Raw genomic sequence first — 20,296 nt, 5'->3', positions numbered from 1 at the left:
CCGCGGTGAGTCGGGGACGCACCCGACCGGACGGTATTTCATGTCGATCCGATGACCCGCGGCAGCCTCTTGGTCGTATGCGCGCAGGGGGCCGTGGCGCGTCCGGCCGCCTTCTGTAATCGATTGTGGCGTGGGTCTATTCGCGTTCGAACTCGCCGGCCGAGACGTAACACACCGCGGTGCGGTTCGATTCGAGGAGTAGGCGTATCGCCTCGCCTCCGCGTGGTCGGCGCCGGGGCGGTGATGTCGCAGACCGTTCGAACGGCCCACGTCGGCTACCCGGCTGTCCGGCAGGCCGCGGTACCGGACGATCGCCGCCGACTCGACCTGGTGCGGCGAACCCTCGGCATCCTCCGAGATCGCGGCGGGTCGGCCGTCGCGTCGGCCACGGCGTGATGACAGCGCCTGGCCATCGGTACACGTAACTGGCCGCAGCGGACACATAATGGACACATGTGTGGGACGCTCGACTCGAGTGGTCGGGCTGTGTCATGGGTCACGCTGAGGTAGGGCCGGAGCGATCGTGAAGTTTGGGGCGAAGAAAATGATGAACTCGGTTCGGCGATTGATGGCCACCGCGCAGAACGGCCTCGAGGTGATCCGATTCGGCGGATTGACCCAGGACCTGGAGTCGTCGCCGTTCGAGGTGGTCGAGCGCAGACGCATGTACCGGCTGCGTCACTACTTCCCCGACGACACGGTGGCCGAGGGCGAACAGCGGCCGGTGGCCCTGCTGGTTCCGCCGCTCATGGTCAAGGCCGACATCTGGGACGTCAACGCCGAGGACGGCGCGGTCGGCATCCTGCATCGGGGCGGCGTGGACTGCTGGGTGGTCGACTTCGGCTCGCCCGCGACCGAGGAGGGCGGCTGGCAGCGCGACCTCGCCGATCACGTGCTCGCGGTCGACAGCGCGATCGACGCCGTCACCGAGGCGACCGGGTCCGGGGTGCACCTCATGGGCTACTCCCAGGGCGGCATGTTCGCCTATCAGACCGCCGCCTACCGCTTCGGCAAGGGCATCGCCAGCATCGTGACCTTCGGCAGCCCGGTCGACATCGTCGCGGGCCTGCCCTTCGGCCTGCCCTACGGTCTGGTCTCCGAAGTCGCCGACTTCCTGGCCGACCACGTGGTGACCCGACTGCCGATCACCGATTCGATGGTCAGGTTGGGCTTCCAGATGCTCGATCCGGTCAAGACCGCCAAGTCCAGGATCGATTTCCTGCGCCAGCTGCACGATCGCGAGGCGCTGCTGCCCAAGGAGCGCCAGCGGCGCTTCCTCAACAACGACGGCTGGGTGGGCTACGCCGGGCCGGCCGCGGCGGATCTGCTCAAGCAGTTCGTGGTGCACAACCGGATGATGCTGGGCGGTTTCGTCATCCGTGACCAGCCCGTCTCGCTGGCGGAGCTGAAGTGCCCCATCCTGGCCTTCGTCGGCGAGGTCGACGATATCGGCCAGCCCGCCGCCGTGCGCGGCATCGTGCGCGCGGCACCCAATGCAGAGGTGTACGAGGCGAGTCTGGTGGCGGGCCATTTCGGTCTGGTCGCGGGCAGTACGGCCAGCTCGACGACCTGGCCGCTGGTGCGCCAGTGGATCGACTGGCTCGAACGCGGCAAGGAACTGCCCGCCGAGATCGCGCCCATGAGCGAGCACGTCGCGAGCACGGTTCCGCGATCGGCGGCGACCCGCGTGGTGCACACCGCCGTGATCCTCGCCGAAGCGGGCGCCGGATTCGGCAAGGCCATCGAGACCGTCGCCAACTCCGCGATGCGCGGTTCGGTCGAACGCGTCGGCGAGGCGGCGCGGGCGCTGCCGCGGCTCACCCGACTCGGCATGATCCAGCCGAGCACCCGGATCTCGCTGGGACGGCTCATCGCCGAACAGGCCCGGCGCGCGCCGCTGCGCGAATGCTTCCTCTTCGACGACCGGGTGCACACCAACGCCGCGGTCGACGCCCGTATCGACAATGTGGTGCGCGGACTGATCTCGGTCGGCATCCGGCCGGCCGAGCGGGTCGCGGTGGTCATGGAGACCCGGCCGAGCGCGCTGGCCGGGGTGGCGGCGCTGTCGCGGCTCGGCGCGGTGGCGGTGCTGCTCGCCCCCGGCAGCGAACTCGGCCGGGCGATCGAGCGGACCGGCGCGCAGACCATCGTCGCCGACCCGGAGAATGTGCGCCAAGCCGCCGCCACCGGTCTGCGGGTCCTGGTCCTCGGCGGCGGCGGCACCCGCACCCTCGACATACCCACCGACGACCGGGTGGTCGACCTCGAACGCGTCGACCCGACCCAGGTGCGCCTGCCCGCCTGGTACCGCCCCGATCCGGGACTGGCCCGCGAGCTGGCCTTCGTCCTTGTCACCGGAACCGGCGACCGCCTGGAGACCAAATACATCACCAACCACCGCTGGGCGCTGTCGGCCTTCGGCACCGCGACCTCCGCCGATCTCGGCCGCCGCGACACCGTCTACTGTCTGGCACCGCTGCACCACTCCTCCGGCCTGCTGGTCAGCCTGGGCGGAGCCATCGCCGGCGGCAGCCGCATCGCCCTGGCCCGGTCGCTGGACCCGGCCCGCTTCGGGGAGGAGGTGCACCGCTACGGCGTCACCGTGGTCACCTACACCTGGACCATGATGCGTGACATCCTCGACGCCGAGGTCTTCCCCGCCGGGCATTCACATCCCATCCGGCTGTTCATCGGCTCCGGCATGCCCGCGGGACTGTGGCGGCGCACCACCGATCAGTTCGAACCGGCCCGCGTGCTCGAGTTCTACGCCTCCATCGAGGGCGATGTGGTGCTTGCCAATGTCACCGGCGTGAAGGTCGGCTGCAAGGGCAGGCCCGTGCCGGGGACGGCCAAGGTCGAACTGGTCGCCTACGATCCGGTCACCGAACGCATACTCACCGACGAATCCGGTTTCGCGCGCCGCTGCGCGGACAACGAGGTCGGTCTGCTGCTCGGCAAGGCGGCCGACGGCATCGACATCTCCGCGGGCGGTTTGCGCGGGGTATTCGTCGCGGGCGATTCCTGGATGCCGACGGAGAATCTGTTCCGCCGCGACGGCGACGGCGACTACTGGCTGGTCGACCGCACCGACACCGTCATCGAGACCACGCGCGGACCGGTGTACACCCAGCCCATCGTGGATATGCTCAACGACATCACCGCCGTCGACCTAGAGGTCGCCTACGGTCTGACAGCGGGCGAGCGCACACTGGCCGTCGCCGCGGTGAGCGTGCGGGCGGGACACCGGCTCGAACCCAAGGACGTCACCGAGGCCGCCCGCGCTCTCGACCCGTCGCAGCGCCCGGACCTGGTCTACGTGGTGGACGACATTCCGCGCAGCGCCACCTATCGACCTTCGACACGGGCCGTGCAGGCGCAGGGCCGTCCGTCGCCCGGACCCGACACCTGGTGGTACAACCGCGTCTCCGATTGCTACGAGGTACTCACCGAGGACGAGGCGAGGGTACTGCTGGGGGAGTGAGCCGAGATTCCCGTGCACCCGCCGCATGCGGGCGCGTGATGACACACCATGTCCGGCAAGGGGTTCGGTAACAGATCGACCTGCGTGGACACTCATCGCCGTGCCGGGCGCGCCGTGTGCACGTAGCATCCGTCGGTGTGAGGGCGAGCGTTATCTACTCCAATCGGACCACCTACGAACTGCTGATGCGCGGACTGTACGGACGGCACTACCGGGCCCGCTACCGGGCCATCGCGGATCTCATCCCCGACGGCGCGAGCGTGGTGGACGTGTGCTGCGGACCCGCGACGCTCTACACCGGTCACCTGCGCGGGCGCGGCGTGGACTACACCGGACTCGACCTCAACGCCGGTTTCATCGCCCGTCTCACCGCCGCGGGCGGCACGGGCCTGGTATGGAACATGCACTCCGATGATCCGCTGCCCGCCGCCGACTACGTGATCATGCAGGCCAGCCTCTACCACTTCCTGCCCGAACCGGCACCGGTGCTCGACCGCATGCTGGCCGCGGCCCGCAAACAGGTGATACTCGCCGAACCGGTGCGCAATCTCGCTTCCAGCGACAATCCGGTGCTCGCCGCCGTCGCCCGCCGGTTCACCGACGCGGGCGACGGCGCGCAGGACCACCGGTTCACCGAGACAAGCCTCGACGCGTTCCTCGACGGCTATCGCGACCGGGTGGTCGCCCGCGAACTGATCGCGGGCGGACGGGAGAAGCTGTACGTGCTGTCGGCCTGACCTAGACCGTGAAGGCGGTGACCGCGTCGACCACCCGGGCGAGCTGGTCATCACCGAGCGCGGGCCACAGCGGCAGCCGTACGACGGTGCCGGAGAAGTGGGCGCTGCGCGTGCACGGCACCGGGGTGCGACCGAGCTTCAGACCCGCCGGACTCGAATCCAGCGGCACGTAGTGGAACGGCGCTACGATGCCGCGCGCGGCCAGATGCGAGATCAGCTCGTCGCGGCGCTGTTCGGTGGGGGTGCGCAGGTAGTAGAGGTGCGCGGTGTGCTCGCGGTCGTCGGGCACCCGCATGAGGCGCACGTCGTTGCGGGCGGCCCAGTCCGGCAACGCCGCCGCGTAGCCGTTCCACACCCGGTGCCGTTGCGCCTGGATGTTGGCGAACTCGTCGAGCTGGGCGTCGAGCACCGCGGCGTTCAGCTCGCTGGGCAGATAGCTCGAGCCGATGTCCTGCCAGGAGTACTTGTCCACCGCGCCGCGCAGGAAGCGGGCGCGGTCGGTGCCCTTCTCGCGGATGATCTCGGCCCGCGCCATCAAGATCTCGTCGGTGAGCAGCAGCGCGCCGCCCTCACCGCAGTGCACGTTCTTGGTGTCGTGGAAGCTCAGCGTGCCGAGGGTGCCGATGGTGCCCAGCGGCAGCCCCCGCCACCTGCCGCCCAGACCGTGCGCGTTGTCCTCGACGATCGCGAACCCGTGCGTGTTGGCCAGGTCGAGCAGGCGATCCATATCGGCGGCGACACCGCCGTAGTGGATGACCACCACCGCCTTGGTCCGTTCGGTGACCAGCGCCGCGACCGACTCGGGATCCAGATTGCCGGTGTCGAGGTCGATATCGGCGAATACGCAGGTGGCCCCGCGCAGCGCCATCGAGGTCGCGGTGGAGGTGAACGCGAAACTCGGGACGATCACCTCGTCGTCGGGACCGAGTTCCAGCAGCAGGCCCGCCATTTCCAGCGCCGAGGTGCAGGAGGTGGTCAGCAGGGCGTGCGGAGCACCGGTGATGGTCTTCAGCTTCGCGGTGGCCGCGGCCGTGAACGGCCCGTCGCCGTGACTGTGATCGGAGGCGAGCACGGCCTCCAGATTGGCGAGTTCCCTGCGCGCCCGGTACGGGCGGCTGAAGATGACGCGGTCAGTGCTCAAGCCGGTCGTTCCCCTTGGTGGCGGTGGTCGTGGACAGTTCCCGGAAGTCCGCGGCGCCGTTCGCCGATCCCGAGGTTACGGAGGCTACCGGTCGCGGCTGCTCCGGCGCCGGACGAGGCGTCGGCGTCTGCACGGTCAGATAGAGCGGTTTGCCGACCAGGATGTGCAGGGCCACGCCGAGATATTCGGCGATCAATCCCAGCGAGAAGAGGATCGCGCCCGAACACAGCAGCAGCACCACGATCGTCGACGCCCAGCCCTCCGGCGCCCAGTCGTCGCGGCCCAGCGCCTCGACCACCACGACGCCTGCCATGACAACGCCGCCGAGCGCCAGGGTGATGCCGAGCATGCTCACCAGCCGCAGACCACGGGTGCCGCTGCACAGCACCATCTTCCAGAACAGCGAGAACAGCCGCCGGTAGTTGTAGCCGGATTCCTCGCGGCCCTCGGCCCGCAACCGCACCGGCACCTGCGCCACCCGCCCGACCACCCAGGTCAGCGCGACGTCGAGGTACACCCCGTTGGAGGCGACCTCGGCGAGCCGGCGGCCGATATCACCCCGGATGAGGCGGTAGCTCTCGAACCGGGTGGAGTCGGGGAAGGCGAACAAGGTGGCCAGCACCAGCTTGGCTCCGCGCGAGGTGAGGTTGCGCAGGAACCCGTGCGGGCGGGTGTTGGTCGGCTTGGAATACACAAGATCGGCGCGTTCGGACAGCGCCGCGTCGAGGAAGGTGGCGATGAAGGCCGGATCGTGCTGGCCGTCCTCGTCCATCGTGACGATCCAGTCGCCGCGTGCGGCGGACATGCCCGCGATGGTCGCGGCGTCCTGCCCGAAATTACGGCTCAGCCAGACCGTGCGAACCCGGGCGTGGGTGGCCTCGAGTTCCTGGAGCACCACGTCGGAGCGGTCCGGGCCGTTGTCGTGGACGAGGATGATCTCCTCGACGACGTACCGCGCGCCACCCGGGGTCAGCCCCGGCGCGGTCAGCGTGTCGAGTTCGGCGACCAGGTCGCCGATGGTGTCCTCGCCCCGGTAGACCGGCACGACCACCGAGATCGCGTGCGGACGGTCGGCGCCCGGACGGCTGCTCGGCGCGGCGTCGGGGGACCGGAAGGCGCGTGTGGAGGGAACGCGTGTTGAGGGAATCGGCATCAGCTGGATCGACTTTCGATGACGGTGCGAGCCGGAATTCCCCGCTGGACAGCAGAGCCCGAGCCGCCGTGAACTCTAGCACGGTGGCGGTGGCGGGTTCCGAGGCCGGACATCACACCATCATCGTGGCCTCCAGCGCCGATGCCAAGCACCGCGGTGCACTGTAGGGTTTGGATCTCGTGACGGAAAGTGCAGTACCGAAGGCGATGGACGACGGGGCCGCGATGGCCGCGACGGAGGTCGTCTCCGCTCCCGGTCCGGTTGCGGCGCTGCCCGATTCGCGCCGCGAGGTGATCCGGTGGACCGTGATCACGGTGGTCGGCGTCATCGCCGGGTACGCGGCGGTGCTGCTGGCCAACGCCCGCCATTTCTTCACCGACGACACCGAGTCGCAGTACACCGCTCTCTGGGTGGGCCTGGGCCGCGCGCTGCGCGAGGGCACCTTCCCGGTCATGGTGCCCGAACAGTGGATGTCGGGGAACAACACCATGGACGACGCGGGCCTGTTCAACCCGCCGCAGCTGCTGATCGATCTGATCGCGCCGTCGGTGGACAACGTCGCCGTCTACGCCACCGTCGTCAAGCTGATCTTCGCGATCATCGCCGCCACCGGCGTGTACCGCATCTGCCTGGCCTACGGCGGCCGACCGCAGTGGGCCGCGGTCGCCGGTATCGCCTTCCCGCTGTCGGGCTTCTTCCTGTTCTTCGACCAGGCCAGCTGGATGACCGCGCTGACCGGCACCGCGTGGCTGGTGCACGCGTGGGCCTCGGCGGTGCGCTACACGCGCGGGCAATCGGGACCAGTTCCCGTCTTCGTCTTCCTCTACCTGTGCATCTCCACCCAGTACATCTTCCCGGCGGTCGAGGCGGCGCTCATGCTGCTGGCGGTGGCGGTGGGCGAGCTGGTGACCCAGCGCCGCGCGCTGCCGATCCTGCGGCTCACTCTCGTGTCGCTCTGCGCGGGACTGGCCGGACTGCTGACCTTCCTGCCGAGCATGCTCTCGGCCAAGGTGACCTGGCGCGGCACCGCCCAGATCATTAACGACCAGTTCCTGACCGTGCCGTGGTCGGAATCGCTGAACGCGAGCCTGCCGAGTTCACTGCCCGCCTTCACCTCGTGGTGGGGATACGTGCAGCCGATGCCGGTCACCTACATCGCGTGGTTCCTGATTCCGGCGCTGGCCTTCGTGGACTGGGGCCGGGCGCGCGCGGCGTGGCGCGAGTTCGTCACCATCGGGCTGTTCTCGATCATGATGCTGATGTGGACCGCGGGTCCGGGCTCGGTCGGCCCACTGCGCTGGCCGGTGCGGGTGCTGCCCATGCTGGCCATCGGGCTGCTGGTACTGGTCTGCGTGCTGCTCGGCCGGTTCGGGACACTGCGCGACCACCGCGGGCGCGCGATCGCCGCCGCCGTGCTGATCGGTCTGCTGTGGGTGCGCACCTTCTCCGCCGATCCGCATGACGCGCTCTGGCACGTGCTGGCCGCGGCGGTGGTGGCGGCGCTGGTGGCCGCGGTCGTGTGGCTGGCCGCGCACAAGGGCGTCGCGGCGGCGTGCGCGTTGACCATCGTGGCCATGTTCCCCATCGCCTACGTGCAGGTGTGGGCCGCTCAGCCGACCCCGATGTCGTGGAATCTGCCCGCGCAGCGCTCCACGGCGATGGCGAAGTTCCCGCACTTCACCGGCACCACCATCCAGCTGGGTGATCGCGGACTGTTGCAGCCGCAGGACAAGAGCATCGACGGGGCGTACGGTTCGCTGGTCTTCGGCAACTACGCCAGGGCGCTCGAACAGACCTACGTCAACGGCTACACCCCTACCGGCCACTTCTATTTCGGCGAGTTGACCTGCATGCGCTGGGACAGCAGCGTCTGCCCCGACGCCTTCCGCCGCATGTTCGCCCCCGAGGCGACGACGGGCAGGCCGCTGGTCGACCTGATGAAACTGGATCGGGTCGTGGTGCAGCGGGCGCTGTTCCCCGATGCCGTGAACCAGCCCGCCCCCGACGGCTGGAAATGGGTGACCTATCCGAGCCACGAGCGTTATATCGCGGTGCTGGAACGCGAGAGCGGGCGCATCTCGACGGTCAACGGCCGGGTCTCCGACACCAGGGGCGTGGACGCCGTGTCGACATCCGAGACCGACACCGCCAGCCGGGTGCGGGTGAGCTCCGCCGACGGCGGCCGGATCGTCTTCGCCCGCCTGGGCTGGCCCGGGTACCGCGCCACACTCGACGGCAAGCCGATCGATATCACCACCGTCGCGAAATCCTTTGTCGCGGTGAATATCCCGGCGGGCACTCGGGATGCCGAACTGGTGCTCACCTGGCGTCCGCCGGGCTGGAAGATCGGCATCGCGACCTTTGCCCTCGGTGTCATCGGCCTCGGCGCCCTGCAATGGTTCTACGTGCGCTCGCGACGTCGTGACACCGGCGCGCCCGATTCCGGGCCGTCGACACGCGAACCCGAACGCGAACTGGCCGAGGCGGTCTCGTAGTCGGGTGATCCGCGTCGGGCCGGATCGCCGGACGCGGGTTCGGGCCGTGCAGGCTGCCGGAGGCGGCACTGTATGGTCTGTGACTCGTGGCGGATAGCGGCGCCCGCGCCCGGCGGGATGTGTACACCTGGGGTCTGATCACCGCGATCGGCGTGATTGCGGGATATCTTGCGGTCCTGTTCGCCAATGCCAGACATTTCTACGCCGACGACACCGAATCGCAGTACGCCCCGCTGTGGGTCATTCTCGGCCGGACACTGCGTGACGGGCGGTTCCCCGTCCTGGTCCCCGAACACTGGATGGCGGGCAACTACGCCATTGAGGAAGCCGGACTGCTGAATCCGCCGCAGCTGCTGATCGATCTGATCGCGCCGTCGGTCGACAATGTCGCGCTCTACGCGACCGTGGTGAAACTGCTCTTCGCCATCATTCTCGCGCTCGGCGTCTTCCGGGTGTGCGAGGAGTACGGCGCGGCACTGCCGTGGGCCGCGGCCGCGGGCATCGCCGCGCCCTTCACCGGCTGGTTGCTGTTCTTCGACGAGGCCAGCTGGTACACGGCGCTGACCGGCACGGCGTGGCTGGTGCAGGCGTGGGCCTCGGGGGTGCGCTACGCCCGCGGGCGTAGCGGGCCGATTCCGGTCTTCGTCTTCCTGTATCTCGCGATCTCGGTGCAGTACATCTTCCCGGCCGTGGAGGCCGGACTCGTGATCGCCGCCGTGGCCATCGGCGAACTGGTCCGTCAGCGCCGGGCGCTGCCCTCGGCGCGGGTGCTCGCGGTCGCGGCCTGCGCGGCCGCGGCCGGTCTGGCGACCTATCTGCCCAGCATGTTGTCGGCGCGGGTCACGTGGCGGGGCACGGCCCAGATCAACAACGACCAGTTCCTGACCGTGCCGTGGTCGGAGTCGCTGAACGCGAGCCTGCCGAGCACCCTGCCCGCCTACAGTTCGTGGTGGGGCTACATCCAGCCGATACCGGTGGTCTACATCGCGTGGTTCCTGATTCCGGCGCTGGCCTTCGTCGACTGGCGCAGGGCTCGGCGCGACTGGCGGGAGTTCACCGCGATCGGACTGGTCGCCATCGCCGCGCTGATGTGGACCGCGGGGCCGGGCACCATCGGTCCGCTGCGCTGGCCCGCCCGCGTACTGCCCCTGGTGGCGTTGAGTCTGCTGATTCTGGTCTGCGTCCTGCTCGGTCGGTACGCCACCGCGCGGGACCGGCGTCGCCGCGGCGTCGCCGCGGGTGTGCTGATCGGCGTGCTGTGGCTGCGGTCGGTATCGGCCGCGCCGGACGAGGTGGTATGGCATGTGATCTCGGCACTCGGCGTCGGCGCGCTCGGCGCCGCGACGGTGTGGCTGGGGCTGCGCCGTGGGACGGCGGCGGCTTGCGCGCTGATCATCGTCTCGATCTTTCCCATCGCTTACCTCCAGGTTCGCGCCGCCCAGCCCACCCCGCTGAACTGGAAGCTCGCCGAGCGGCGCTCGGAGATGAAGGCGGCCTTCCCCGATTTCGAGGGCACCACGCTGCAATTGGCCGACCGCGCGCTGATCGCACCGTCGGATCGCAGCCTCGACGGCGCGTACGGGTCACTCGTCTTCGGCAACTACGCCAAGGATCTCGAGCTCACCTACGTCGGCGGGTACACCCCCAACGGCCATCTCCGGTTCGGCGAGATGCTGTGCATGCGCTGGGACACCAGTGTCTGCCCGGACGCCTACCGCCGCGCCTTCGCCGTCGAGCCGACCACCGGCCGCAGCGTGGTCGACCTGATGAAGGTGGACCGGGTCGTGGTGCAGAAGGCACTGTTCCCGGGCGCGGGCGTCGATCCAGCCCCGCCGGGTTGGCGATGGGTGGACTATCCGGGACACGAGCGCTACATCGCGGTTCTGGAGCGCGTCGACGGGCCGGTGTCCACCCGCGAGGGCCGGATCGCCGCGGCGGACGGGGTGCGCGCGGTATCGGTGTCCGAGACCGACCGGACCAGCCGAGTCCGGGTCGACTCGGCGAACGGCGGGCGCGTTGTCCTCGCCCGGCTGGGCTGGCCGGGGTACCGTGTGACACTCGACGGCCGGGAGATCCCGTACCGGTTGGTCTCGGAAACCTTTGTCGCCGTCGAGATCCCGCCGGGCACCCGCGACGCCCGACTCGTCGTCACCTGGGAACCGCCCGGATGGCGGATCGGCGCGGCGACAGTATTGCTCGGACTACTCGGAGTGGGGGTTCTGCAATGGCTGCATCGACGGACACCGACGCCCGGCGATCCGGAGACGGATTCGACGCCGCATCCGACCCGGGAACTCGCGGAGACGAGCCGGTGAGCGGGGAGGTTCTCGGTGAGGCCGCCGGTCACGCGGGCGCCACCGGCGCGGAGAACCCGGGTCCGCTGCTGCGACTGGTTCGCCGCCAGGAGATCGCCTTCGCCGCCGTCGGCGGCTTCAACACCCTGCTCGGTATGGGCCTGACCGTCGCCTGGCTGGCCGTACTCGGTGCCGACACCCCGCCGTCGGTGGCGGTGGTACTCGCCTATGTCATCGGCATCGCGGTGGCCTTCGTGCTGCACCGCACGCTGGTGTTCCGGGTACGCGGTCACGTGGTGCGCGATTTCCTGCGGTTCTGCGTGGTGAACTCCGGCGGACTGCTGATGAACGTGGTGCTGCTCGAACTGGCGGTCACCGTGCTGCGCTTCCCGGACAAACCCGCCGCGGTCGTGGTCATGGGGTTGGTCGCGGTCGCGAGCTTCTTCGGACACCGCTACATCTCGTTCCGCCGTCCCGCGACCGCGGCGGACGGTTCCCGGTCGAATCCGTCGGCCAGGTAGGTTATCGGCTATGCCGCACGATGCCGCCTTGGACGCCACACTGTTGAGCCTGCTCGCCTGCCCACAGGACAAAGGCCCGCTGCTGCTGGTCCGTGCCGACGACGGTCGCAGCCTCTTCTACAACCCGCGCCTGCGCCGCGCCTACCCGATCGAGAACGGCATCCCGGTGCTGCTCATCGATGAGGCGCGCGACGTCGGCGACGCCGAGCACGAGGCATACCTCGCGCAGCATCCCGACGCCTGATCAGGCGGATTCGGCGGAAAGGTCGACCGGACCGGTGAGATAGCGCTGCATGGTCGGCCCGACCGCGGCCGCCAGGTCGGCCACGGGCATGGAGGCGATCGGCTCGACGCCGATCAGTTTGCGCGCCACCAGCACGCCCATCATCTGCGTGGCCAGCAGTCCGATCCGTACCCGGCCGTCGTCCTCGGGAGTGGCGATCCGCTCCCGAACCCGTTCGAGCACCACCTCGAGGATGAACATGCGGGCCGGCGACATATCGCCACCGGCGAGCATGCTGCGCAGTACCGCGACGAGTCCGGGACCTGCGGGCGAATCCCATACTCCGACCACCGCGCGCACGATCGTCTCGCCGAGCCGGTCCATCGGGGCAGACAGAATCGTCTGCAAGGTCGCCTCCGGGTCGACCGGCAGTCCCGCCATCGCCACGAACAACTGCTGTTTGGTGCCGAAGTAGTGGTGCACGAGCGCCGGATCGACGCCCGCGTCGCCCGCGATGGCACGGATGGAGGTCTTGTCGAAGCCGTGCCGTGCGAAACGCGTCCGAGCCGCGGCGAGGATCGCCTCCTTGGCGCCCGACCGGCCGGGACGGCGTCCGGATCGCCCCTGGCGCTCGTCGTCGGGTAGATCGGTGGCATCGGGGATATCCCGGTCCCCGATATCGTTCCCGGATACGGTGCTCATGCGGTCCTACGGCGTAGGGTGGCCGCGCCGAGGCCGAGCGCGACGACCGAGAACGCGGCGACGATGCCGAGATCCCGCCACATCTCGCCGGTCACCTCGGTATTGACCGATACCTGTTGCAGCGCGTCCACCGCGTAGCTGAGCGGCATCACATCGCTGACCGGCTGGAGCCAGCCGGGCAATTGATCGCGCGGCACGAGCAGCCCGCACAAGAAGATCTGCGGGGCGACCACCACCGGCATGAACTGCACGGCCTGGAATTCCGTGCGCGCGAAGGCGCTGGCCAGCAGTCCGAGCGCGACACCGCAGATCGCGTCGACCACCGCGATGAGCACGACCCAGCCGGGATTGCCCTCGGCCTCGAGTCCGAGCAGTCCGAAGGAGACCACGCAGGCCACGGTCGCCTGGGCCGCGGCGGCGAGGGAGAATGCGGTGCCGTAGCCCGCGAGCAGGTCGACCTTGGACAGCGGGGTCGTGAGCAGTCGCTCCAAGGTGCCGGAGGTGCGCTCGCGCTGCATGGCGATCGCGGTGATCAGGAACATGACGATGAACGGCAGGATGCCGAGCATGCTGATGCCGACCCGGTCGAACAGCGAGGGACCGTACGGCGGATGCGGCGAGTCCTGGTAGATGAAATACAGCAACGCCATGAGCACGGCGGGCACCACCAGGATCATGCCGACCGTGCGGTGGTCGTTGCGCAGTTGGCGCAGGATGCGGCCGGTGGTCGCGGCATAGGGACGCAGGGGCGTTCGCGCGGGGGTGAGGTTGGCGGTCATGCGGTCGATCCCGTCGTGATGAGTGCGAGGAATGCCTGTTCGAGATTGTGTTCGCCGGTGCGCTCGCGCAGTTCGTCCGGGCTGAGCTCGGCCAGCAGCACGCCCTCGCGCATGAGCAGCAACCGGTCGCAGTGTTCGGCCTCGTCCATCACGTGACTCGAGACCAGCAGGGTGGTGCCGCCCGCGGCCAACTCGTGGAACTGCTTCCACAGTTCGACGCGCAGGACCGGGTCGAGCCCGACGGTGGGTTCGTCCAAGACCAGCATGTCCGGCCGAGCGACGAGCGCGCAGGCAAGTGAGGCGCGCGTCTGCTGTCCGCCGGAGAGTTCGTCGCCGCGCTGGTGGGCGTGTTCGAGGAGCCCGACCGCCGAGATGGCCTCATCGACATCGGCGCGGTCACGCCCGTACAGCGCCGCGTAGTACGCGACGTTCTCCCGGATGCTGACATCGGGGTAGATGCTCGGCGCCTGGGTGACGTAGCCGATGCGGCGGCGCAGTTCGGGCGAACCCGCGGGCAGCCCCAGCGCCGTGACCTGGCCGGACGCCACGATCTGGGTGCCGACGACGCTGCGCATGAGCGTGGTCTTGCCGCATCCCGACGGCCCGAGCAAGCCGGTGATCGAGCCGCGCGGGATGGTCAGCGAAATATTGTGCAGTACTTCGCGTTTACCGCGTCGGACGGTGAGATCGCGGATCTCCACGGCCGCGGATGACGAGGGCTGCGACATGGTCGCCTCAATTCATCAGTTGTTGAACTCATCAGTTGTTGAATTCATTATGCGATGAATTTAGCGCGGCCCGACCGGACGGACAAGGGTCGTTCGGCGAGTCGCCGCGACTCAATGTCCGTGCGGTGCGAGTGTTTCCGCGTTCTGCCCCGGCTCCACCACGACGAATTGGCCCATCATCGCCCGGTCTTCGTGCCAGAGCAGATGACAGTGGTACATGTACGGCGCCGCGGGATCGGCCGGTCCGTCGAAGCGCAGGGCCAGCCGCACGGCCGTACCCGGCGCGACATACACCGTGTCCTTCGGGCCCGACAGCGTCGGCGGCGGCGCCGCGCCGTTCACGCTCAGCACCCGGAACCGCACATCGTGCACGTGGAAGTTGTGCGGTGCCCCGTCGACATTGCGCACAGTCCAGATCTCCTCCGTGCCACGGGTGACCGTGAAGTCGATGCGTCCCATATCCATCGGCTGCCCGTTGATACCGTCCGTCGCCAGATCGAAGTCGCGTTGCCGCGCCGGATTCGTCCCCTCCGGCGTCGACGGTCGCGCCAGGACATCGGGCAGGGCGGGGGCGGGGCGCAGGGTCGCGGCTGCGCGCAGTTCGAGGATGTCGAAGCTGTCGTCCCCGCCGGAGAAGCGCGCGTTCCAGAAATCGAGTCCGGCCCGCGGCGCGGTACTGCGCAACACGGCGCGCTCACCCGGGCGCACCCGGACCACGATCTCGGCGCGTTCCCCGGGCGAGAGCGGCACCCGGGTCACGCGCACGGGCCGGTGCAGCAGGCCGCTATCGGTGCCGATCAGGTCGAATCCGCGATCGTCGGCGAAGCCGAAATCGTAGAGGCGCGCGGTCGAGGCATTGAGCAGTCGCAGCCGCACGAGTTCGTCGCCGACCTCGCGGAACGGGGCGAGCGTGCCGTTGACCAGGATCTGCTCGCCGAGGAAGCCGGTGGTGCGGAAGATCCGGTGCGAATCGTCGAGCCGGTCGCCGCGGAAGGTCACGTCCTGCACCACGACCGGGAGATCATCGACGCCGTAGTCGTGCGGCAGCGCGAGCGCGTCGGTGTCCTCGTCGTCGAGTACGAACAGCCCCGCCAGTCCGCGCCGGACGTGGGATTCGGTCGCGCCGTGCGGATGGGGGTGATACCAGAGCGTGGCCGCGGGCTGGTCCACGGTCCAGTGCGGAGTCCATCTCGCGCCCGCGGCGATCGGCTGATGTGGCCCGCCGTCCATCGCCGCGGGCAGGTGCATACCGTGCCAGTGCACGCTCGACGTCTCGGGCAGCTCGTTGCGCACCTCGACGCGGACCTGCTCGCCACGGCGCGCCCGCAGCGTCGGGCCGAGGTAGGTCCCGTTGAAACCCCATGTCTCGGTACGCGTGCCCGGGGTGAACTCCGTTCGGCCCGAATACATCCCGAGGTCGAAGACGCGCACGCCGTCGGCGTCGACGCGCCCGGTGTCTTCCGGCGGTATGGCGAGCGGATTGCGGAACTGCACCGTGCCCACGGTGGATATCGGCGCGTCGACATAGGTCGCGACGACGCAGCCCGCTACCGCCGTCACCGCGAGCGACGCCGCGGCGATCGAACCGAGAATCCAGCGCCGTGCGCGGCGCGGGCGAATCTGTGTTGACATGCCTCGACGTTAGGAATCGACAGGGTCGCGGCACATCCGGGAGCGACCCCGATTCGTCCCTGAACCGACACCGAGGCGTCTTGTGACGCAGATCACTCGGATGGCTGTCACATCGGGGCGCGGCCGTTTGTCCCCTGAGTGTCACCGGCCCACGGACCCGACCGATGACCCACCGACCACCGGGAGTGACAACCATGAACGCCACCTCGACAACCCACCGCGTAGTCGTCCTCGGCGCGGGATACACCGGCCTGCTCGCCGCCATCCGCCTGTCCGCGCGGACCCGCACCCGCGACGTGCGGATAACCCTCGTCAACCCCTCCGACCGTTTCACCGAACGCCTGCGCATGCACCAGGTCGCGGCGGGCGCGCAACTCGCCGACCACCGCATTCCCGACCTGCTGCGCGGCACCGATATCCACTTCGTACGCGGCGCCGCCACCGCTGTCGACACCGAACTCCGGCGGGTCACCGTCGACCACGAAGCGACCTTGCCCTACGACGGTTGCTGTTCGCCACCGCCTACCGCATGCTCGGCACCGTGACCGACGCCGAGGACGTCCTCCAGGACGCCTGGCTGAAATGGCACGACACCGACCACGCGGCGGTCGGACATCCGAAGTCGTACCTGGTGCGCACGGTGACCAATCTGGCGCTGAACCGGCTCACCTCGGCTCGCGCGGTCAGGGAGACCTATGTCGGCCCCTGGCTCCCCGAACCCCTGCTGACCACACCGAATTTCGCGGAGGAAGCCGAGTCGGCCGACACCGTCTGCACCGCCGTGCTCGTGGTGCTGGAAACCCTCGCGCCGGTGGAACGCGCGGTCTTCCTGCTGCGCGAGGTCTTCGGCTACAGCCACGCCGAGATCGCCGCGACACTGGACAGATCCGAGGCCGCGGTGCGTCAGATCGCCCACCGCGCCCGCGCGCACGTGCGGTCCCGGCGTCCGCGCTTCGACACCGATCGGGCCGAACGCGAACGGGTCACCGCGCGATTCATGGCCGCGTGCGCGGGCGGTGACCTCAACGCGCTCATGGATCTGCTCGCCCCCGAGGTGACCTCGTGGTCCGACGGCGGCGGCGTGGTCACCGCCGCGCGCAGACCGCTCCACGGTCCCGACCACGTCGCGCGCTGGACCCTCGGCGTGCTCGCCAAGCCGGTCGCCGCCGGATTCCGCTTCCGCACCGCGACGATCAACGGCGAACTCGGCGTGCTGACCCTCATCGACGGCAACCCGGTCGCGGCCTTCACCTACGACCTGATCGACGGCCACATCGTGAACCTGCGCTTCCAGGTCAACCCGCACAAACTCGCCGGCCTGACCCGCGGTACGGACCTCATCGGCTGAGGCGACCGCGAATCCGGGAGAATTGGCGGCTGTGTCCGCAGATTCGCTCGCCCACGATCCCCCCACCGCCGCCAAGCGCCTGCTCGGGTCGATTCTGTGGTCGGGTCCGGTCGGGGTGCGGATCACCGAGGTCGAGGCGTACGGCGGCGATCCCGCGGGGCCGTGGCCGGACCCGGCCTCGCATTCCGGTCGCGGTCGCACCGCGCGCAACGCGGTCATGTTCGGCCCGGCCGGGTCACTGTATGTCTATCTGAGCTACGGCATGCACTACTGCCTGAACGTGACGACCGGACCGGACGGGGTCGCCAGTGCGGCGCTGCTGCGCTCCGGCGAAGTGGTCGCGGGCATCGATGAGGCCCGCGCCCGTCGGCGCGCTGCCCGCTCCGACAGCGACTTGGCACGGGGGCCGGGCAACTTCGGCAGTGTGCTCGCCATCGAGCTCGCCGACTACGGCACCCGGTTGCTCGACTCGTCCTCGCCGATTCGCTTGGAACTGCGCGATCCGGTGACCGCCGCGGATATCGCCGTCGGGCCGCGCGTCGGCGTCAGTCTCGCCGCCGACCTGCCGTGGCGTTTCTGGCTGCCCGCCTCGCGCGCGGTATCGGTCTATCGTCGCAGTCCGCGCGCACCTCGGCCCGCCGCGGAATCGGCCTGATCCGGGCGACGGGAAAAATCTTCCGCGGCGGCGATGAGTTCGGCGACGATGCCCCGTCCTGTCTGGTGAACGCACCACCGACCCGGTGCGACCGACCAGAAGGACACACATCATGACCGCCATCACCGCCGCCGCCGTCCGTCCCGGCAAGGCACTCAATCGGACCCTGTGGACGCTTCAGATCCTGTTCGGCGTGTTCTTCATCGCGGGCTCCGGCCTGCCGAAGCTGATCGGCGAATCCAACGCCGTGCGTACGTTCGCCGAGATCGGCGCGGGTTCCTGGTTCATGTACTTCACCGGCGCGGTGGAGATCGCGGGCGGACTCGGGCTGCTGATCTACCGCACCAGCGGACTGGCCGCCGCGGGCCTGTCGATCCTCACGGTCTGCGCCGCGGCCACTCAGGCTTTCATCCTCGACGCACCCCTCATGGCGATCTTCCCGCTGGTCCTGGCCGCGATCTTCGCCGCGATCGCCTACCTGCGCCGCGACAGCATCGATGCGCTGCGGGCGACGGTGGCGCGCTGACCCGACCCGAACCACCGGCGACCGGAGGGCATGACCCTCCGGTCGCACGGTCGCGTTCGCGCCTCGATGATCATCCGACGGGTCGGCGGTGACCATCGAGGCGGCGGAAAACGGCTCGACCGCGCGGTGCCGTCCTCGCCTGCGACGGCGGTACCTGAGCATCGGCGCAGGGCAACGGTGCGGAAAGATGGGACGGCGTGAGCGGCGACATCATCGACGAACTGACCTGGCGCGGACTGATCGCACAGTCCACCGACCTCGACGCCCTGCGCGCGGCGCTGGACGGCGGGCCGTTGACGCTCTATGCCGGTTTCGATCCGACCGCGGCGAGTCTGCACGCCGGACACCTGGTCCCGCTGCTGGCGCTGAAGCGATTCCAGCGCGCCGGTCATCGCCCGATCGTGCTCGCGGGCGGGGCAACCGGACTCATCGGTGATCCCCGCGATGTCGGCGAACGTGCCATGAACTCCACCGACACGGTCGCCGAATGGGCGGGGCGCATCCGTTCGCAACTGGAGCGGTTCGTCGACCTGGACGATTCGCCGACCGGCGCGATCATCGCCGACAACATGGACTGGACCGGCGAACTCTCGGCGGTGGACTTCCTGCGCGATATCGGCAAGCACTTCTCGGTGAACGTGATGCTGGCCCGGGACACCGTCAAGCGGCGCCTCGACGGCGACGGCATGTCCTACACCGAGTTCAGCTACATGCTGTTGCAGGCCAACGACTACCTCCAGCTGCGCCGCACCCACGGTTGCCGATTGCAGGTGGGCGGCTCCGACCAGTGGGGCAACATCATCGCGGGCGTCGAATTGAACCGCCGCGTCGACGGCGAATCGGTGCACGCGCTGACCGTGCCGCTGGTCACCTCCGCCGACGGCAAGAAGTTCGGCAAGTCCACCGGCGGCGGCAGTCTGTGGCTCGATCCGGAGATGACCAGCCCGTATGCCTGGTACCAGTACTTCGTGAACACCGCCGACGCCGACGTGGTGCGTTACCTGCGTTGGTTCACCTTCCTCACCCGCGAGGAACTCGCCGAACTCGAACTCGCGACGGCCGAACGCCCGCACGCCCGCGAGGCGCAGCGCAGGCTTGCCGCCGAGATGACGACGCTGGTGCACGGCGAGGCCGATACCCGCGCGGTGCAGCTCGCCAGCCAGGCACTGTTCGGCCGGGGCGATCTGCGCGAACTCGACGAGTCGACATTGGGTGCGGCGCTGCGCGAGGCCGCCGTCGACGCGACGGTCGCGGAGATCGGCGCGAACGATACGAATACGATCGTCGACCTGCTGGTGGCGAGCGGACTCTCGGAGAGCCGCGGCGCCGCGCGCCGGGCGGTGAACGAGGGCGGCGCGTATGTGAACAACGTGAAGATCTCCGACCCCGAATGGACCCCCGCCGAGAGCGATTACCTGCACGGACGCTGGTTGGCACTGCGCCGCGGCAAGCGCAATATCGCGGGAGTGCTGCGCTCGCGAGCGTGAGTTCGGCGTGGCTTGGGTCACACTTGTGCGGCCCAAGCCACGTTTCGGTGCCGCCGTGGGTCTCTGACCTGGGGAATCACAGCCGTGTAGTGCGGATTTGACGGCGCGTTCTCCGCCGCGTAACTTATTGCGAGTCAGAGCGACACGGACACCGACCCGGAGCCCGAAACCCCAGCTCAGAGGCTGGAACAGGGACCGGGAAACGAGGTAGTACGAGGAGCGCCTGACCAGCATGTAGAACACTTCCTGAACTGGACGGCCGAGCGGAGTTGACTTCGTAAGGTAGGTCAGTTAGGCTGGAAAAGTTGCCTCACGGAAGTCATCGGTTGGTTGCCGGTGTCGGTGTGTGTGCGTGTGTTCTTTGAGAACTCAATAGTGTGTCGATGAATGTCAG

General features: G+C 69.0%; 17 protein-coding genes. 11 read left to right on the top strand and 6 right to left on the bottom strand.

Features of this window, described 5'->3' with window-relative positions; translation table 11 throughout:
- Positions 1-523 precede the first annotated feature (523 nt).
- Both APZ21_RS00740 and APZ21_RS00735 read left to right on the top strand, forming a co-directional pair.
- Entirely contained in the window at positions 524-3,481 is a 2,958-nt protein-coding gene (locus APZ21_RS00740; protein WP_082392721.1) for an AMP-binding protein, read from the top strand.
- Between the two features lie 137 nt (positions 3,482-3,618).
- Entirely contained in the window at positions 3,619-4,218 is a 600-nt protein-coding gene (locus tag APZ21_RS00735; protein WP_156370525.1) for a methionine biosynthesis protein MetW, read from the top strand.
- 1 nt (position 4,219) lies between these two features.
- Here APZ21_RS00735 and rffA read toward each other — a convergent pair whose 3' ends face one another.
- Together rffA and APZ21_RS00725 are read right to left on the bottom strand one after the other, a co-directional pair.
- Positions 4,220-5,359, bottom strand: coding sequence for a dTDP-4-amino-4,6-dideoxygalactose transaminase (gene rffA, locus APZ21_RS00730; protein ID WP_054811266.1), 1,140 nt, complete (start codon positions 5,357-5,359; stop codon positions 4,220-4,222).
- Positions 5,349-6,512 carry a glycosyltransferase family 2 protein gene (locus tag APZ21_RS00725; protein ID WP_054811265.1) on the bottom strand — a complete coding sequence of 388 codons (1,164 nt, stop codon included), beginning with the start codon at positions 6,510-6,512 and terminating at the stop codon, positions 5,349-5,351. The genes rffA and APZ21_RS00725 overlap by 11 nt, the downstream gene beginning before the upstream one ends.
- Positions 6,513-6,718: 206 nt before the next feature.
- Between APZ21_RS00725 and APZ21_RS00720 the strand changes: the two genes are divergently transcribed.
- The 4 genes from APZ21_RS00720 to APZ21_RS00705 all read left to right on the top strand — a co-directional run bounded on the left by APZ21_RS00720 (position 6,719) and on the right by APZ21_RS00705 (position 12,066).
- Positions 6,719-9,007: a hypothetical protein gene (locus tag APZ21_RS00720; protein ID WP_371852397.1), complete on the top strand. Its 2,289-nt coding sequence runs from the start codon at positions 6,719-6,721 to the stop codon at positions 9,005-9,007.
- 86 nt (positions 9,008-9,093) lie between these two features.
- Positions 9,094-11,322 carry a hypothetical protein gene (locus APZ21_RS00715; RefSeq protein ID WP_054811264.1) on the top strand — a complete coding sequence of 743 codons (2,229 nt, stop codon included), beginning with the start codon at positions 9,094-9,096 and terminating at the stop codon, positions 11,320-11,322.
- Complete coding sequence (locus tag APZ21_RS00710) at positions 11,319-11,822, top strand: GtrA family protein (RefSeq protein ID WP_054811263.1); 504 nt, start codon at positions 11,319-11,321, stop codon at positions 11,820-11,822. Before APZ21_RS00715 ends, APZ21_RS00710 begins: the two co-directional genes overlap by 4 nt.
- 10 nt (positions 11,823-11,832) lie before the next feature.
- Entirely contained in the window at positions 11,833-12,066 is a 234-nt protein-coding gene (locus APZ21_RS00705) for a Trm112 family protein (protein WP_054811262.1), read from the top strand.
- On the opposite strand, the gene APZ21_RS00700 is transcribed toward APZ21_RS00705, so the two are convergent.
- The 4 genes from APZ21_RS00700 to APZ21_RS00685 form a co-directional block, all read right to left on the bottom strand.
- Complete coding sequence (locus APZ21_RS00700; protein ID WP_082392719.1) at positions 12,067-12,747, bottom strand: TetR/AcrR family transcriptional regulator; 681 nt, start codon at positions 12,745-12,747, stop codon at positions 12,067-12,069. It abuts the gene before it with no gap.
- Positions 12,744-13,526, bottom strand: coding sequence for an ABC transporter permease (locus APZ21_RS00695; protein ID WP_054811261.1), 783 nt, complete (start codon positions 13,524-13,526; stop codon positions 12,744-12,746). Before APZ21_RS00695 ends, APZ21_RS00700 begins: the two co-directional genes overlap by 4 nt.
- Positions 13,523-14,254, bottom strand: coding sequence for an ABC transporter ATP-binding protein (locus APZ21_RS00690; protein ID WP_054811260.1), 732 nt, complete (start codon positions 14,252-14,254; stop codon positions 13,523-13,525). Before APZ21_RS00690 ends, APZ21_RS00695 begins: the two co-directional genes overlap by 4 nt.
- Before the next feature lie 111 nt (positions 14,255-14,365).
- Positions 14,366-15,886 carry a multicopper oxidase family protein gene (locus tag APZ21_RS00685; RefSeq protein ID WP_082392718.1) on the bottom strand — a complete coding sequence of 507 codons (1,521 nt, stop codon included), beginning with the start codon at positions 15,884-15,886 and terminating at the stop codon, positions 14,366-14,368.
- A 194-nt stretch (positions 15,887-16,080) separates the two neighbouring features.
- On the opposite strand from APZ21_RS00685, the gene APZ21_RS35310 reads away from it, so the two are divergent.
- The 5 genes from APZ21_RS35310 to tyrS all read left to right on the top strand — a co-directional run bounded on the left by APZ21_RS35310 (position 16,081) and on the right by tyrS (position 19,902).
- Positions 16,081-16,431, top strand: a complete 351-nt coding sequence (locus APZ21_RS35310; protein ID WP_054811259.1) for an NAD(P)/FAD-dependent oxidoreductase — start codon at positions 16,081-16,083, stop codon at positions 16,429-16,431.
- Positions 16,416-17,234, top strand: a complete 819-nt coding sequence (sigJ, locus tag APZ21_RS00675; RefSeq protein ID WP_371852398.1) for an RNA polymerase sigma factor SigJ — start codon at positions 16,416-16,418, stop codon at positions 17,232-17,234. Before APZ21_RS35310 ends, sigJ begins: the two co-directional genes overlap by 16 nt.
- Positions 17,235-17,256: 22 nt before the next feature.
- Positions 17,257-17,889 (top strand): DNA-3-methyladenine glycosylase, encoded by a 633-nt coding sequence (locus APZ21_RS00670; protein WP_054811257.1) that lies wholly within the window; start codon positions 17,257-17,259, stop codon positions 17,887-17,889.
- A 112-nt stretch (positions 17,890-18,001) separates the two neighbouring features.
- Positions 18,002-18,415: a DoxX family protein gene (locus APZ21_RS00665; protein ID WP_054811256.1), complete on the top strand. Its 414-nt coding sequence runs from the start codon at positions 18,002-18,004 to the stop codon at positions 18,413-18,415.
- Positions 18,416-18,612: 197 nt separating this feature from the next.
- A complete protein-coding gene (gene tyrS / locus APZ21_RS00660) occupies positions 18,613-19,902 on the top strand; it encodes a tyrosine--tRNA ligase (RefSeq protein WP_054811255.1) in 1,290 nt (429 codons plus the stop codon).
- Positions 19,903-20,296 lie beyond the last annotated feature (394 nt).

This window comes from Nocardia arizonensis, from assembly GCF_001310275.1.
GTDB lineage: Bacteria > Actinomycetota > Actinomycetes > Mycobacteriales > Mycobacteriaceae > Nocardia > Nocardia arizonensis.
Note: the sequence above shows the minus strand (reverse complement) of the source record. Positions and strands in the feature narration are given on the sequence as shown.